General features: G+C 45.3%; 11 protein-coding genes. 8 read left to right on the top strand and 3 right to left on the bottom strand.

Annotated elements, in window-relative coordinates; all coding sequences use genetic code 11:
* Positions 1-30: 30 nt before the first annotated feature.
* Together AABW11_RS11380 and AABW11_RS11375 are read right to left on the bottom strand one after the other, a co-directional pair.
* The gene (locus AABW11_RS11380) at positions 31-1,353 is read right to left on the bottom strand and encodes a pyridoxal phosphate-dependent aminotransferase (RefSeq protein ID WP_340105217.1); all 1,323 of its coding nucleotides are present in this window, start codon (positions 1,351-1,353) and stop codon (positions 31-33) included.
* A gap of 612 nt (positions 1,354-1,965) precedes the next feature.
* Positions 1,966-3,204, bottom strand: a complete 1,239-nt coding sequence (locus tag AABW11_RS11375; RefSeq protein WP_340105216.1) for a hypothetical protein — start codon at positions 3,202-3,204, stop codon at positions 1,966-1,968.
* A 527-nt stretch (positions 3,205-3,731) separates the two neighbouring features.
* On the opposite strand from AABW11_RS11375, the gene hutH reads away from it, so the two are divergent.
* From hutH to AABW11_RS11360, 3 genes are all read left to right on the top strand, one after another.
* Positions 3,732-5,234, top strand: coding sequence for a histidine ammonia-lyase (gene hutH, locus AABW11_RS11370; protein WP_340105215.1), 1,503 nt, complete (start codon positions 3,732-3,734; stop codon positions 5,232-5,234).
* A 111-nt stretch (positions 5,235-5,345) separates the two neighbouring features.
* Entirely contained in the window at positions 5,346-5,825 is a 480-nt protein-coding gene (locus AABW11_RS11365; RefSeq protein WP_340105214.1) for a DUF456 domain-containing protein, read from the top strand.
* 612 nt (positions 5,826-6,437) lie between these two features.
* A complete protein-coding gene (locus AABW11_RS11360; RefSeq protein ID WP_340105213.1) occupies positions 6,438-7,499 on the top strand; it encodes a calcium/sodium antiporter in 1,062 nt (353 codons plus the stop codon).
* 67 nt (positions 7,500-7,566) lie between these two features.
* Here AABW11_RS11360 and secA read toward each other — a convergent pair whose 3' ends face one another.
* Entirely contained in the window at positions 7,567-10,962 is a 3,396-nt protein-coding gene (gene secA, locus AABW11_RS11355) for a preprotein translocase subunit SecA (protein ID WP_445263766.1), read from the bottom strand.
* A 267-nt stretch (positions 10,963-11,229) separates the two neighbouring features.
* On the opposite strand from secA, the gene rpmH reads away from it, so the two are divergent.
* The 5 genes from rpmH to AABW11_RS11330 all read left to right on the top strand — a co-directional run bounded on the left by rpmH (position 11,230) and on the right by AABW11_RS11330 (position 16,064).
* A complete protein-coding gene (gene rpmH / locus AABW11_RS11350; RefSeq protein WP_340105211.1) occupies positions 11,230-11,388 on the top strand; it encodes a 50S ribosomal protein L34 in 159 nt (52 codons plus the stop codon).
* Positions 11,315-11,827 (top strand): ribonuclease P protein component, encoded by a 513-nt coding sequence (gene rnpA / locus AABW11_RS11345; protein WP_340105210.1) that lies wholly within the window; start codon positions 11,315-11,317, stop codon positions 11,825-11,827. Before rpmH ends, rnpA begins: the two co-directional genes overlap by 74 nt.
* A 3-nt stretch (positions 11,828-11,830) precedes the next feature.
* On the top strand, positions 11,831-13,675 hold the full coding sequence (gene yidC, locus AABW11_RS11340; RefSeq protein ID WP_340105209.1) for a membrane protein insertase YidC: 1,845 nt from the start codon (positions 11,831-11,833) through the stop codon (positions 13,673-13,675).
* Between the two features lie 78 nt (positions 13,676-13,753).
* The gene (locus AABW11_RS11335; RefSeq protein ID WP_340105208.1) at positions 13,754-14,677 is read left to right on the top strand and encodes a type I restriction enzyme HsdR N-terminal domain-containing protein; all 924 of its coding nucleotides are present in this window, start codon (positions 13,754-13,756) and stop codon (positions 14,675-14,677) included.
* Between the two features lie 49 nt (positions 14,678-14,726).
* On the top strand, positions 14,727-16,064 hold the full coding sequence (locus AABW11_RS11330) for an aminopeptidase P family protein (RefSeq protein WP_340105207.1): 1,338 nt from the start codon (positions 14,727-14,729) through the stop codon (positions 16,062-16,064).
* Positions 16,065-16,387 lie beyond the last annotated feature (323 nt).

Below are 16,387 nucleotides of genomic sequence, written 5' to 3'. Positions count from 1 at the left end.
GTTGAGGGGAGTTGAAACGAAAAACTTTGACTATGCCTGAATGAGCGACTTCTTCCCATTAAATACAGACTCAAGCCCATGCATAAGCTGATCGAGCATGTGTTCAAACGTATCTAGATCTTGTTCAAGAAGCGTGATTCGTATGCCCGGAATGTGGCAGTTGAACCCGCTGAGTGGTACCGTACAGACGCCGGCACCGGCCAGAAGAAAATAAACAAGGTAAAGATCCGACGGACCGTCAAAATCAGCCGTCCAGCTTTTGAATAAATCTTGCTGCTTCTCGGGCAGCACATTATGATTCACATCAGACAAACTGAATGTCTCATTTGTGTGAAGCGTGGCATAAAATGCGCCCCGGGCACCCGCACAGAAAATACCATCCAGTGATTTCACGCGCTCTTTCAGAAGTCTGGCTTTCTTAGTGAGGTATTGCTTTCGTTCATCCAAAAAAGTCTCGTAGTCGGGGTGATCCAAAATACCCGGTAATACTTTTTGTGGAAGTGTAGTGCTGCAAACCTCCGTCATTTTACACTGATCAATTCTTGTGCAGAGATTATTAAACTGTTCATCGGCCCCGCGGTTGTAGTACTCAATCCATCCGCAACGGCTGCCGGGCCAGGGTATTTCTTTTGATATACCCTTCATCACAAGTGCGGGCACATCGCCAATTACCTCAGCCATGCGCACCATTTGCCCGTCATGAACCAGGTTTTCATAAATTTCATCCGCCACAATAAACAGATCGAACTCGCGGGCAATCTGCACCATTTCGAGCAGCACCTTTTTTGGATAGACCATCCCGGTGGGATTATCCGGATTGATAATCAGCAGGCAGCTGATTTCTTTGTGATTCTGTACAATCTCACGAACTGAATCCGTATCAGGCAGCCATCCGTTGCCGGGATTAAGCTCGTACGTTAGCGGGTTTTCACCGATCCGAAGTTTTTCCGCGCCGGTATGAGCCGGGTACGTTGGAGACGGCATCAAAACCCGCGTTTTGTTTGAAAGAAGGCTGTAAAAACGGGCTATTGCATCCCCCAGCCCATTGAAAAAAGTAATATCCTCTTTTGTGATCTGCTGTCCCCCATAGCTATTGGTACGATCAGCAAGAAACTGCCGCGTCTCCGGGAGACCCTTGGAATCACAGTATCCGTAGGTGCTGTTATCCTGAATTTGCTCCGCTACAATGTCTCTCATCCACTCCGGCAACTGCAGTCCCTTCTGAACGGGATCGCCGATATTTTCCCAGATGACAGGATAACCAAGAGCCTCTCGCTCGAATCCTTTCGATACAATTTGACGGATCCCGTAGCTTATTTCCGGCAGGCCTTCAGGCAGTAATGAATGTCGCATAGCGTAATGTAGATAGATTAAACTCTTTTCAAAGAGTATGGTTTATTCATCAGAAAAGAAATTAATAAGCAATAAATAAGGCATAACTAACACATTATGTAATTAGTTAATTATTCAATTACCATAAACTTAAATTTAATTGACCAATACTCTTTCTGCTTTATTCTTATCGGTGAATTGCCATAAACGTTAACTCTTAAGTGAGGCTTAAAGTACCCCACCGTCTAAAAATGATCCTGGATGACGATTATTGTAGCGTTTGCAGTATTTATTTCAAACCTGAGTTAGATTATTAATCTCATTGAATGTGGTCAAAAAGTCCCCTCCTTTCTTCCCATAAGGGATCCGCCAGCTGGCAGGAAGGGGTGTTTTTGCCTTGGCCATCCTTGGAATAACAGCATTTTTTGAGTCTAATTTGAGCTCTAAATCTAAAGCTACCACCCCCGACCCCTCCTTACACAGGAGGGGAGTATTCTTGCCACGATTTACAATCGAACTCAGGTTAAAATAAATCGCGCTCTGATACTGGATTTCGGAACATAGAAAAACCGCATGTAGTCAATACGGCTTTCGCTGTCACTGTCGATTAATCGCAGCCAGAAATGAATTTGATTACTCTTGGTAAATAATCGTTGTCCCTTCATACTGCTCTTGAAGATGTGCCGGGCGCGGGAATGTAATGACAAACGCGTCCGACATTTCATTTACAGCAGGGGGAAGAATTTGCTGCGCGGCTGAGAATTGCTGAAATGTCCCAATCAGTACTTCGTAGTACTGACGTCGCACGATAATAAACACATCCTCTTCCGGATTCTCAAGCCTGTTGCTTAACAGTTCCCGAAACCGGTTGCGTATACTAAGCGCATCATCATAATCCTGAGAGGCAAATACCTGTACGTAGTGCCCTGCGGGTACATCCCGTCTAAGTTCTCTGGTATCAGTTTCCTGAACCATTTGCTCCTGTTCAGACACACACATACACTCCTCAAGTGAATCGGCCCTGGCCTGGAGTGAATCGATAAGTGCAAACAAATTTGTAAACTTTTGATCGTTACTCATTTCCATCCGGTCCATCCGTGATTCGAGTGTATCGACACGCCCTGTAAGAGCGGCCAGATCTCGCTCCAGATCATCAATCCGCGCAATTTCACTCGCAAAATCTTCATACTCATTTTCAGTAAGTGACTTTTTCGGCGGAGCAAGGTTTAGCGGCTTTTTGCTCTTGCTTCCAAAGTGAATGCGAATTCCACCGGATGCCATGCCAATCTGATCATATGGATAGCCCCTGTTGGCGAGGTCCAGATGGTTTGATGAAAGCTTTATTTCATGCTGACCATACAGCTCAATCCTGTCAGATACACGAACGGCCAGGCCCAAGCCACCGATCAGACTTGCTTCGCTACGGCTAAAGCTGTCATCGGGCCCTTCTGCATCAAAAAAGTCCTGTTCAACGCCGAGGATGACGTAAGGATTTAGAGTGCCGGCCAGACCACTTCTTCGGTACAAACGGTTTAAGTTAAATGTGTTTTTTATTGATACGGTGTGCATTGTGGTTTCGAATCCCACACCCTCAAGGTAGGAATAGCGGTATCCCGCTTCCATTGACCAGAATGGTATCAGCGCATATCGAACGTCGGTTCCAAATGCGTAGGTGGGTTCGGAAACCACATTAAACCGGCTTGCGAATATTTGCTGCCCCTGATCCCGTTCCCCAAAAATATAACCACCATATAAAGAAGCGCTCCATCTGTTAAACTTCTCACTGTCTTCTGTACCTGAGGAGTTTTGTGCGACTAAATTTATAACTGATAATTGAAGCAATATAACGAGTAAAAGTAGTGCTTTATTCATATTAAATAGTCATAATTTTTTCAGATATAGTTACAACACATTCAACATTCACATTTGCATTTTTTATTTTTTTGAATGCTGATAATAAGGCACAAAAATACATAGATTTTATTGGAAATAATATTTTAGGATTGCCTGAATAAACTTTTCAAATATATAGATCCACTTTATTTTCAGTGTCAACATGAAACGTAATGACTTACCGTGATCTGTTGAATTAGTTCCATCTAACCTTTTTATTCCTCGAGACTGCCTTTCCTGAATTACCCTTGCTTCGGTATCAGGACTTCCATCAATAAAAAAAAGACAGATCATTGCTGAAATTATTCAGAAGCATATAATACATCTTAGAGTTTTAAAGTAAAATCCATAATACATACAAGGTCAATTCAATAAATTAGTTCTTTCTATTTTATTAATATTTTTTAGCGTGAATTATTTGGCAATCTTTAACTTCATCCCAGATGGGCCGTTACTAAAATCTAAAGTGTTTTTAATCCTGCACAACCAAACACAAGAGACACACCATGACTTCCATTGGCATTAAAGATCTGTATACAGACTTAAATGAGAGTATATCCGGGCTAAAGCAGAACAATTCTGCCGTTCGTAATGCGCGAGCTGTCGTAGAACAAGCGCTTAATGATGGGCGTACTGCCTATGGAATAAATACGGGGTTTGGCGCTATGGCACGCCAAAAAATTGGGCCCGATGCTTTAAAACAACTTCAGAGAAACCTCATTTTGTCGCACTCAGTTGGTACAGGCGACCCTATTCCCAAAGAGATATCCCGCCTGATGATGCAGCTGAAAGTCCACTCGTTGGGTATTGGCAACTCCGGCATATCTGAAACGACCTTTCAGCGATTGCTCTTCTTCCTCGATCACGACATGATTCCCGTAATACCTCAAAAGGGCAGCGTGGGAGCTTCCGGTGATCTCGCTCCGCTCGCCCATATGGCACTTCCACTCCTTGGCCTGGGTGATTTTTGGGATGAACACGGCAACAAAACTATGCCTGCAAAAGCGTGCCTTGAAAAACACAACCTTCAGCCAATCGACTTGCAGGCAAAAGACGGACTGTCACTTATTAACGGAACACAGCTAATGAGCGCCTATGGCGCTTATGTGCTTGAAAAATCACTCCATCTGCTAAAAATGGCCGACTTGATTGGTGCTATGAGCCTGGAAGCGTTACAAGGTAGTATCACGCCGTTTGATGAGCGCATTCACAAACTACGGCCCCATGATGGGCAGAAAGTATCCTCCGAAAATATCAGGACGCTTTTGGTTGAAAGTGAAATCCTGGAGTCTCACCGGCACTGCGGCAAGGTACAGGACCCATATTCACTTCGCTGCATTCCACAGGTGCATGGCGCTAGCCGTGATGCCATTGCCCACGCCATCCAAACAGTAGAAACCGAAATTAATTCAGTAACCGACAATCCACTTGTCTTTGAAAACGGGGATATTTTAAGTGGCGGTAATTTTCACGGTCAGCCTTTGGCCTTGGTTCTTGACTACTCAAAAATTGCTCTTGCCGAACTTGCAAGCATCTCTGAACGGCGTACCTACCTGCTGCTGGAAGGACACGACGGCCTGCCAAAGCTATTGATGGAGAAAACAGGCATTAATTCCGGTTTTATGATTCCTCAATACACATCGGCAGCCCTTGTGTCGGAAAACAAAGTACTGGCTCATCCCTCATCCGTGGATTCAATCCCAACAAGTATGGGACAGGAAGATCATGTGAGCATGGGGAGTATCAGCGCGCTTCATCTCTATCAGATTTACAAAAATGTTGAGCAGGTTCTGGCTATTGAACTATTTACCGCGTCACAGGCACTCGATTTCAGAAAGCCCCTGAAACCCGGAAAAGGCGTTGATATCGCGCACACATATGTTCGCAACACCATTCCCCACGCCACTGAGGACCACTATTTCAAAAATGACATCAGCAAAGCCGTGGATATCTTAACCGATCACTCTCTGATTGGGCAGGTAGAGCATGAGCTAAAAGAACTTCAGTAGTACATAAACTTTATGATTGCGATGTCGTATCATCTTCTGTTTCTGATTCTAACCGAATGCCAGATTTAAATTCAGGTAGTCTTTCAAACTTGATACAAAAAACCTTCACCCATGGACATCCTTATAATTATTATCGGCTCTGGGCTTATGCTAACCGGTATCATCGGAGCTTTTTTACCGGTTCTGCCCGGACCACCGATTAGCTATGCCGGCTTGCTTCTTCTTCAGTTTACAAGCCCGACGCCTTTCACAACAATGTTTCTTGTCTACTGGGCAATCATCGTTGTGATTGTGATGTCGCTTGAAAATTTTCTTCCGGCTGTGGGGTCAAACCGCATGGGCGGCAGCCGGTATGGCGTATGGGGCTGCATTATTGGCGGTGTCATCGGCCTATTTATCTTTCCGCCGTTTGGTATCATATTCGGCCCCATGGTTGGCGCCTTTATTGGTGAACTGGCATGGGGACAGACGTCCGACCGGGCTCTCAGAGCAGCTATCGGGTCGTTTATTGGCTTTTTTGTGGGAACCGTGATCAAGGTGGCCGTCAGCCTGGTTCTTGCTTTTTATTTTGTCAGGGCGGCATTTATGTAGATTGATAGACTGATTCCCGGTGTTACACATATATTTTTTTGATTCTACAGCAAAGTTTGTGGGTTAATGACAAAATTTGTGAACAGTCGCTTAGCCCATGTTCAAATTATTCCAATTTATAGGACGATTGCTTCTACAGATCCTTCCCTGCGCCATTAACTACAATGGCTTGATCAGGATGACACGCTCATTGGTTGGAACGTGGGCGGCGTGAGCATAGTAGTTCTTTCAATATTGCCTTGTCGTCACGCCGCCCTATTCCCCAACAGAATCATTGTCATTCTGAATAAATCGGTGATTTTCCGGTTTATGAAGAATCTGTAAACGCAATACAATTTGTCCTATCGAATGACACATATTATTGGTTTTACGTGTTGATTAATCCAGTGTATCTTGATGATACTGTATGAAAAGCTGTACATCGGGTATTAGTATGTGGCCAAAAACTTTCCGGTAGAACCATTTTTTTTACACCTCACATTTATGTGTTGCCACAGCTACCCATAATAGACTTTGATCGCAAATAAGACATTGGCATTTAACATGCCTATCTTCATGATTGCAAAAAGTCAGACCTCGTCCATTAACCAAAAGTAACCTTACAATTTCGCCGTGTTAATACCAACACTCTGGTTCATTATTGGCCTGATTGCCCTTATCTGGGGAGCAGAAATTTTAGTCCGGTCTTCGTCAAAACTGGCGGCATCGCTTGGCGTTTCAAAACTGGTGATTGGCCTTACCGTTGTAGCCTTTGGTACCAGCGCTCCGGAGCTTGCTGTTGGAATTGAAGCCGGCATCATGAATCAGCCGGACATCCTCATGGGAAACGTGATCGGCAGCAATTTAACAAATACACTTTTGATTCTCGGGCTTGCCTCGATCATTATTCCACTCCAGGTTCATAAAAACTTAATCCGGTTTGATCTCCCGGTGATGATAAGCGCAACGCTCATTCTCATTCTTCTCTCCCTGAACAACATTATTACATTTTGGGAAAGTGCCCTTCTCGTAGCCTGCCTGTTGGTCTATCTCTACGCCCTTGTAAGATTCAGCGGAAAGTCCCGCCTGGCGGAAGATGAACTCCTTGAGGCCGGCTCACCCTGGAAAAACGGCCTGCTCTCTGTAGCCGGATTAGTATTGCTGATTGCCGGCGCCCGATGGATGGTGGAATCTGCAACGATATTTGCAGTGATTGCCGGTGTAAGCGAACTGGTCATTGGCCTGACAATCGTGGCCATTGGAACATCTCTGCCGGAAATTGTCACCTCTATTCTTGCTGCCGTTCGCGGAGAAAAAGACCTTGCCGTCGGGAGCATTGTTGGCAGCAACATATTGAATATCCTATCTGTCATCGGTATTTCCGGCTTGTTTATCTCCGGTATTCCGGTTCAGGATACACTTCTTGAGGTTGAATATCTTGTTTTGTTAGCTGTATCTGTGCTCTGTTTTCCACTATTTTTTACCGGCCTGCAAATCAATCGAATCGAAGGCGGAATCCTTTTCAGCAGCTACATACTGTATCTTTTCTATCTTTATCTTAACTCAATCACAAGCTCTTACCTCGCCTCATTCGTGCAGTGGGTGCTTTATGGATTTGTGCCCCTCGTTGTTCTCTACCTGATTATATCTTTGACCATAGAGTTTAAAACAAAAAAAGCAGCAACGGAATCGTAATCCATTGCTGCTTTGAGAATTGTTTAGTGAAACGGATCTATTTTGAACCTATTAGCAGATCCGTTGATTATTTTTCTACCAGGATCCAGCCATCCTCGTTGACCATCTTCTCGGCGTATTTCCACTTCAGCTCTTTTGTTTCCCCCGTACCCATGTTCTGAACTTTCACGTAATCATTACGCCCGGGCTCATCTTCCACTGTGACAGGCTGGCGTTTTTCACCCGGAGCTGATCCGCGCTGTTGCTGGTTGCCATTTTGATCCTGTTGCTGTTTCGCGCCGCGGAATCCCATATTGGTTGAGTCCGCCTGCTGTGCACGAGCGCGCTCGAGATCAATTTTACTTTGCGACTTCTGGGCTTGTTGCATCTGCTCTGCCCGATCTTGCTGCATTTCGGGAATAGCTTTCCAAATTACGGAGATAGTTTCTTTATTGATTTCCGATATCAATGTTTTGAACATCTCAAACGCCTCGCGCTTATACTCCATCAGCGGATCTTTCTGAGCGAACGACCGCAGGCCAATTCCCTCTTTCACCGTATCAAGTTCACGCAGGTGCTCCATCCATTTATTATCGATGGTGCTTAAAATTGCGGTTCTTTCGAGAGAACGTGCAACTTCTCGTCCTTCGTTTTTGGCTGCTTTTTCAACATCAACGATAACCCGCATTCGCCGGATACCATCAGAAAAAATAACCTGAATCTTCGTTGGTTTCTTCTCCGAATCCGATTCCTGGATTTGGTTAACAATTCTGTAAAGCGGTTCAGCTACCAGGTGCTCTTTCTTACGATACACCTCATACGCCCGGTTCAGAATCATATCGATCATACCGTCTTCGCCCAGCGCGCCCCATTTGTCGCGATCCAGCTCAATATCTACTGCAAGCAATCTCAGAATATCATCGCGTAGCTGCTCATAGTGGCCTTCGAAATAATATTCGTGTACCACATCTACGATCATGTCTTCGATCATATCAAAGATATCACTCTGCAGCTGATCGCCAATAAGCGCGTGACGACGGCGTGAGTAAACCACCTTTCGCTGGTTATTCAGAACATCATCAAACTCAAGCTGACGCTTTCTGATGCTAAAGTTATTCTGTTCAACTTTCTTCTGGGCACGCTCAAGAGATTTGGAGATCCAGGGGTGCTGAATGACTTCTCCTTCATCAAAATTCAGTTTATCCATAATGTTGGCAATCCGGTCAGATCCGCCGAACAACTCCATCAACTCATCTTCGAGTGATACGAAGAATTGTGATTCTCCTGGATCTCCCTGACGACCTGCACGTCCGCGAAGCTGAAGGTCAATCCGGCGTGATTCGTGTCGTTCAGTACCAAGAATGGCCAACCCGCCTTTTTCTTTTACTTCGGGCGCCAGCTTAATATCTGTACCGCGACCCGCCATGTTTGTTGCAACTGTAACCGCTCCCGGACGGCCGGCTTCTGCTACAATTTCACTTTCACGCGCATGCTGCTTTGCGTTAAGAACATTGTGCGGAATTTTCTGGCTCTTAAGCATCCGGCTTATTTTCTCGGATTCATCAACACTGGTGGTACCCACAAGTACCGGCTGACCTTTTTCGTGATACTCCCTGATACGTTCGATGGTGGCGTTGAATTTCTCACGCTTCGTTTTGAAGATCAGGTCATCTTTATCATCGCGAATAATCGGCCTGTTTGTCGGAATAACTACAACATCCAGATCATAAATCTCATTAAACTCACCCTCTTCCGTTGCGGCTGTACCGGTCATGCCGGACAGCTTATGGTACATCCTGAAAAAGTTCTGAAGCGTAATTGTTGCGTAGGTCTGAGTAGCCGCCTCAACTTTTACGTTCTCCTTTGCTTCAATTGCCTGGTGAAGTCCATCAGAATATCGGCGTCCGCTAAGCACACGCCCGGTGTGTTCATCCACAATATTTACTTTCCCATCCTGAACGATATACTCGTCCTCGCGCTGGAAAAGCGTGTATGCTTTCAGAAGCTGATTGATGGTGTGAATTCGCTCACTCCGCTCTGCAAACAGCCGGTGAAGATCATTGAAACGTTTTTCACGTTCCTGCTGAACCTCCTGGCGGGCTTCCTCAATTTTCTTCTCTTTATACTCGTCGCTGAAGTCGGTTTTCTCTTCAATCTCAGAAACTTTCTCTTTTTCAAGATCTTTAATCTCTTCTTCAATTTCCGAGGTCTCAAGGCCAAGATCAGGTATCACGAAGAAATCTTTGTCTTCATCTCCTTTGGTCAGAAATTCCCGGCCCTTCTCGGTCATTTCAATATTCTTCATTTTCATATCTACCGCATAGAATAGATACTCATCTACAAACGGCATATTCTTGGCATTATCTGCCAGGTATATGTTCTCTGTTTTTTGTAAAAGCTTCTGATGCGATGGCTCCTGCATCATTTTTTTAAACTTCGGATTCTTGGGAAACCCACGGTAGGCGCGGAACAGAGCAAGTCCCGCATCTTCAGTATTATCCTCAGCCAGGTGCTGCTCGGCTTCGCTTACAAGCTGAGCGACCAGCGATTTCTGAGCATTCACAAGAGCTTCAACCCGGGGTTTCATCTCTTCATATTTTTGAGAGTCATTGCCCTGTGGCACTGGCCCCGAAATAATGAGTGGCGTACGGGCTTCATCAATCAGAATTGAGTCAACCTCATCAATAATAGCAAAGTGGTAGCCACGCTGCACAAGCTGTTCTTCTTCGGCCACCATGTTATCCCGAAGGTAATCGAACCCAAATTCGTTATTGGTTCCATATGTGATGTCGGCGCGATAGGCTTTCCGGCGGGGTTCAGAATTTGGGTCGTAACGGTCAACACAGTCAACGGTAAGGCCGTGAAAGTTGAAGATCGGCTCGTTCCATTCAGCATCTCGCCGTGCAAGGTAGGTGTTTACTGTTACAATATGCACGCCGCGACCGGCCAGTGCGTTCAGGTATGCGGGGAAAATGGCGGCGAGCGTTTTACCTTCACCGGTTTTCATTTCAGCGATAGAGCCCTGGTGCATCGCAATAGCGCCCACAAGCTGAACATCGTATGGAATCATTTCCCATTCAATTTCGCTGCCGGCTACCGTCCACGATTTACCCACAAAGCGGCGGCAGGTATCTTTCAGCACGGCAAACGCTTCGGGCATAATCCGGTCGAAAAGATCTTCAAGGATTACGAGCCACTCTTCTTCAAGTTCTTTCAGGTGATCAGAAAGCTCACGCCGCTCTTCGAGTGTAATAGACTCGTCGTTGGAATCCATCTTCTCTTTCACCTCGGCGATGCTCTGATCAACGTCCGCCGTTTCATCGGCGATCATTTGTCGGAAAGATTCTGTTTTTTGCTTGAGCTCATCATCGCTGAGAGCTTTCATCTCATCTTCGAAACTCTTGACTTCATCAACGATCGGCCAGATCTTCTTCAGATCGCGTTCGCTTTTTGTACCGAAAATGGATGTAAGAAATTTTGATATTTGGTCTAACATGAAGGGAATACTGCGATTAATATTAATTTTATAAATGTAAGGCTTCAACACTGCCTGTTCAACAGCATGCAGCAATCTTTTAGAGCAATAATTGTACCGATATACGTTTTTACGATCATCTAACGACAGAAAGGCTGTTAGATTGAGTGACATGTGCAGAAAAACAATAAAAACTTGGTTAGACTTTTAGTTAATTCTTCGTATTTTTCAAGTCTATCAAAAAATTAGATTTTTGAATTATTATAAGTTCAGGTTATGAAACGTACGTACCAGCCAAGTAAACGAAAGAGATCAAACAAACACGGATTCCGTAAGCGTATGAAATCCAAAAACGGCCGCAATGTGCTTAAGCGACGACGAGCAAAAGGCCGCCACAAGCTTACAGTTAGTGATTCGCACAAAGGAGCAAAATAGATCAGTGATCGGATCTAACCCCGATCAATCGTTGCCCCGCTCAAAAATTTTGCGGGGCAAACGTAACTTCCAGCGACTGTTCGAGCGTTCGACCGTTCTTAAAAGATCTCCCCTGTTATGCCGGTTCCGCGTTTACGAAAACCCGCAGGAGGGCTGTATGTTCGGGTTTATTGCTCCCAAAAAGCTGTTCCGCAGGGCTGTTGACCGCAACCGGGTAAAACGGTGGATTCGGGAGGCTTTCAGGCTCAATCAACACTTGCTTCCCAAAACTGTTCTGACGAATACCTTTGGGTTTCATGCTGTTTTTATTGCTATCTCGAACAATCTTTCCTACGCAACGATTGAATCTCAAATGATTTCCCTGCTGCAATCTATCACTGACAGTTTGACGGCTAATTCCGGGACCACATCAACACGAACACCGAAAGATACAGAATAGATTTTGGACAGAAATACCATTACCGGGCTATTATTGATTTTTGCTATTACAATAGCCTGGGCGTTTTACTCGATGCCAAGTGAAGAAGAGCTACAACAGCAACGTGCACAACAGGCTATTCAAGACAGTATAGCTGCAGCAGAAGCAAGGGAGAGAGGCGTCGGTGACCCCACGGAGCCTTCAGCCGGGCAACAATCTCAGGATACTCAAACACCATCCCGTACCCTCGGTCAGCAAGACCAGGACCCTGCTCTTGGAGCATTTGAAAACGCATCATACGGAGATACTACCCGCACCTTAGTTCGCACGCCTATTTACGAGGCCGAATTTACAAACCTCGGTGCAGGACCATCCAAATTCACACTCAGAGATTACGAACGTTGGGATCAGCAGCCCATGCAGATGATCCGCGATACAACCCGTTCTGCTTACAGCCTTGGGTTTCTATCGGCTGAGAATTACAATATTGAATCAAATAACATTCTTTTTGAGCCGCTCTATTCGAGTAGCCTTATTGAAATAGCCGAAGGTGAAAGCGAACAGCTCCGCTATCAGCTGCAGTTGGATGATGATTCCAGAATTATCTATACCTACACTTTTTATGGTGATCGTTACGAGTATGAGCTCGACATTGAGTTTCAGAACATGCTCGATTACATCAGCGATAGTAATGTAGATTTTGGGTGGGTCCCTTCTCTTAATATTTCCGAGAGAGACACGGCACAAGATCAGCTGAATTCTGCTGCTCATGTCTATACAGGCGGCGAGCTGGAAAAACTTCAGCTAACCGATGCCGGGTCCCAGGAACAGATATACAGCGGAACCATCGACTGGGTGTCTACCAAAACACGATTCTTTGCGCAATTTATTAAACCGCTTACAAACTCTAATGCGGCCCTGCTTCGGGGTGAAGTTACAGGAACTGTGGGCGAGTCGGGTGCTCTACATCACTACCAGTCATTTGTAACATCAAATATTGTGGCGGATAATGTTCTGGAATATGAATTTTATGTGGGCCCGCTGCGGTATCAATACACTAAAAACTTCGACGAACACGCCTACGATGTAGTTGAAATCGGCTATGCACTTATCCGATGGTTTGCCGACCCTCTGGTCCGCTACCTGATTATTCCATTCTTCACATTTGGCAGCATGCTCATCCCTAACTATGGGATATTGATTATTCTGTTTGGGATTATTATTAAAGTAGTGCTTTTCCCTCTCACTCAGAAGAGTTTTAAAAGCATGGCTGCGATGAAGGATCTGCAGCCACAAATGCAGGAATTGAAGGAGAAATACAAAGATGATCCGCAAAAACAGCAAAAAGAGACGATAGCGCTTTATAAAAAAGCAGGCGTAAATCCGCTTGGCGGCTGTCTGCCCATGCTGCTCCAGTTCCCGATTTTGATTACGCTGTTCTTCTTTTTCCAGAACTCGATGATCATCAGGCAGGAACCTTTTCTATGGGCAAGCGACCTTGCAGCACCCGATTATATTCTAAGCCTGCCATTTAGTATCCCGTTCCTGGGTGACCAGGTTGCTGGTTTTGTCCTTCTGATGACGGCCGCAATGTTTGTACAGACTAAATTAACAGGAAGTGTTGGCGGCATGGGCGGCGGTGCGTCTCCAAGTGGCGGCCCTAACATGAAAGCTTTTACGTATGTTCTGCCGTTTATCCTGCTGTTCGTATTTAACAACTTTGCAGCAGGCCTGAGCCTTTACTACCTCGTGTATAACGTGCTTTCAGCGGCACAGCAGGTGCTGATTAAGAAACAGACTGAAACACCCGCTGTTGAGACTAAGGGTAAAGGCAAGGGCGGCAAGAAAAAGAAGGGTAAAAAGAAATAATTAAACTGCTTTTCTGCTAAATTAGTCTAACTATGAGGGGATTCAATACAACTGGATCCCCTTTTTTATTGATTGAACATGAGATCACAAGCCACCGGACATTTTCCCCAGGTGAGGTTTTCAGACGCCCGCAAATGGCTTTATAACCCCATACTCAAAAAGAGATTTGCCAACCGGCCCGAAGAGCGGGTTCGCCTGCAGTACGTTGAATTCCTCCTCCATCAAACCACTGTTAGCCCTAACCGAATTGGTTTTGAAGCGCCTGTAAAGACTGAATCGGCCGAAAATACACTGAGGGCCGATCTTGTTATCTACGATCGGGACATGGCACCTTATGTACTCATTGAATGTAAGTCGGGCCGCATCAAGCTAAATGCAAAAACAGCTGAGCAGACTGCCCGTTACAACCGAACGCTGCAGGCTGATTTTCTGATGATCACCAACGGAACCGATGATTTCTGGTACCAGTGTGATGGCCAAAAAATCTCACCGCTTCAAAACCATCCATTTGATTTGAAACCGCAGGAAACTGAGCCGGTAAATCCTACTGATTATTGGATCAAGCGTGGATTTGTCGACACTTCACTTACCGAACCCATTACAGAAAGCGCCGGCAAGTTTCTTAACTCCGTTTTTGCCCCGCCAGAGCCAGCAGACATCACGTATCTGAATCTCCCTGAGGACATTTCGACCTTTTCCCTCGATCACTTTTACCGCATTTACAAGAGCGATACCGGCGACAGCCTGGCGCTTTCATTGATCGCTGATTCATCAAACCAAACAGTATTGTCAGCTGTGCTGAATCAGGACGGACAAAACAGAGGAGTACTTTGGGTTCCTCTTGCCAAGATATTTAGCACCGCGAGCCCGGAAGCAATACGCCTTACTCCCGGCGGAAGATCAGTTATTCAATTTCCTGAGGTTGCTCGTTCTCTTATGACAGCTCCATCGCGATCAAACATCAAAAAATTGGTAAATCACCTGATTAACCTTTTTGATTGATCTATTCATCTGCTAAATTAAAGTAAATCTTTTAAACAGACCCACACTTATGGCTGCAGAACTCCAGCGAAAAAAACTACTCTCATTATTCGAAGAAGAACAGGAAAATATTATCTACATGAAGGGTGCCGAGCTCATGTATCGCTATCAAACCGATTTTGAGTTCCCGTTCCGGCAGGAGAGCAATTTTTTGTACCTCACGGGGATTGATGAGCCCGATTATCATTTGATCCTGGATCTGAGAACGGAAACCTACTACCTGTTTGCGCCCAAGCGCGATGAACATTACGGAGTGTGGCACGGACGCATTAAATCAAAAAATGATATTCAAACACTCTATGAGCCTGATGAGCTGCATTACGACAATGAACTTTTAACTGTTCTGAAGAATCTCAATCCAAATGTGATCTACTGCCTTAATGAGGAGCAGGCGGAATTCTTGGAAGATCTCGATCGCAGTTTCAACGTGGATACTGAATCTTTGAATGACGCTATCACCTTCTGCCGATCCGTTAAGACAGAGGATGAACTCAATTTAATGCGTGAAGCAGCCCGCATCAATAATATCGCCCATCGCAAAGTGATGGAAGCCATCAAACCGGGAATGTATGAGTATGAGCTGAAAGCCATTTTTGACTACCACCAAATACAGCGCGGACTGCTCTTTCCAGCATATAACGGGATTCATGCGGCGGGCATAAACAGCGCCATTTTACACTACACGGAATGCAGCAGCAGGGTAAATAATGGTGAGCTGTACCTGATTGATGCAGGATACGAATATGAAGGGTATGCCTCGGATGTCACCCGAACCTATCCTGCCAACGGTCGATTTACGGATGAGCAGGCCGCCGTATACCAAACTGTCTTAAACGCTTTGAACAGCGTGATTAAGATGGTGAAACCTGGCATAAAAATGGAAGACCTGCATATGTCTGCCGCCGAAATTATCCTTGAGGGACTCAAGCGAATGGGACTGGTAAAAGGCTCCATCGAAGAGCTACTGGAAAACGATATTTTCGCACTCTTCTTCCCGCATGGACTGGGTCATTTTATTGGATTGGATACACACGATGTTGGCGGCTATCCGAAAGGCGTAGATCGTATCGACCGCCCTGGAATTCGGTTCCTGAGAGCACGGCGTGAACTTCAGGCGGGCATGGTTGTCACCGTCGAACCCGGCCTATACTTTATTCCTGCCCTGCTGAAAAAAGCAATAGACGACGATGAGAAATCAAAGTTCCTGAATGCAGATAAACTGGAATCTTATTTTGAATTTGGCGGTGTCCGGATTGAAGATAACATCATTGTCACGGAAGACGGCTTCGAAAACATGACGGACGTTCCGAAGGAGATCAAGGAGATAGAGAAAATTATTCGAGGCTAGGAGATGAGAGATAGCAGATAGTAGATGGCAGATAGTAGATGGCAGATGGTAGATGGTAGATGGTAGTTTGTCATCGGATAAGTCATCCTTGAATACTCTATTAATCCGTCATTACTCGATTTTTCGAAAAACTCACCCCGAAAGCGTTCGGGGCTATACCACATTTCATCACTGACACGACACTATTTACCCATTTATGACTAACTCATATCGTACGCTAAAAGCCGGGATGACGATGTGACGATCACTTCCAGAAAAACCATTGTCAGTGCAATTTCTGAACATCCGTTTATCCTGATAAAACCGGCCTCAAAATCACGAAT

Origin of the sequence: Rhodohalobacter sp. 8-1, from assembly GCF_038150125.1 — a bacterium.
In the GTDB taxonomy this organism is placed as follows: domain Bacteria; phylum Bacteroidota; class Rhodothermia; order Balneolales; family Balneolaceae; genus SW132.
This window is presented reverse-complemented; position numbering and strand designations above follow the sequence as displayed.

Bases quoted from the DNA above. Each gene is read 5' to 3' on its own strand.
- AABW11_RS11380 (WP_340105217.1), bottom strand. From the start codon at position 1,353: ATGCGACATTCATTACTGCCTGAAGGCCTGCCGGAAATAAGCTACGGG.
- AABW11_RS11375 (WP_340105216.1), bottom strand. From the start codon at position 3,204: ATGAATAAAGCACTACTTTTACTCGTTATATTGCTTCAATTATCAGTT.
- hutH (WP_340105215.1), top strand. From the start codon at position 3,732: ATGACTTCCATTGGCATTAAAGATCTGTATACAGACTTAAATGAGAGT.
- AABW11_RS11365 (WP_340105214.1), top strand. From the start codon at position 5,346: ATGGACATCCTTATAATTATTATCGGCTCTGGGCTTATGCTAACCGGT.
- rpmH (WP_340105211.1), top strand. From the start codon at position 11,230: ATGAAACGTACGTACCAGCCAAGTAAACGAAAGAGATCAAACAAACAC.
- rnpA (WP_340105210.1), top strand. From the start codon at position 11,315: ATGTGCTTAAGCGACGACGAGCAAAAGGCCGCCACAAGCTTACAGTTA.
- AABW11_RS11335 (WP_340105208.1), top strand. From the start codon at position 13,754: ATGAGATCACAAGCCACCGGACATTTTCCCCAGGTGAGGTTTTCAGAC.
- AABW11_RS11330 (WP_340105207.1), top strand. From the start codon at position 14,727: ATGGCTGCAGAACTCCAGCGAAAAAAACTACTCTCATTATTCGAAGAA.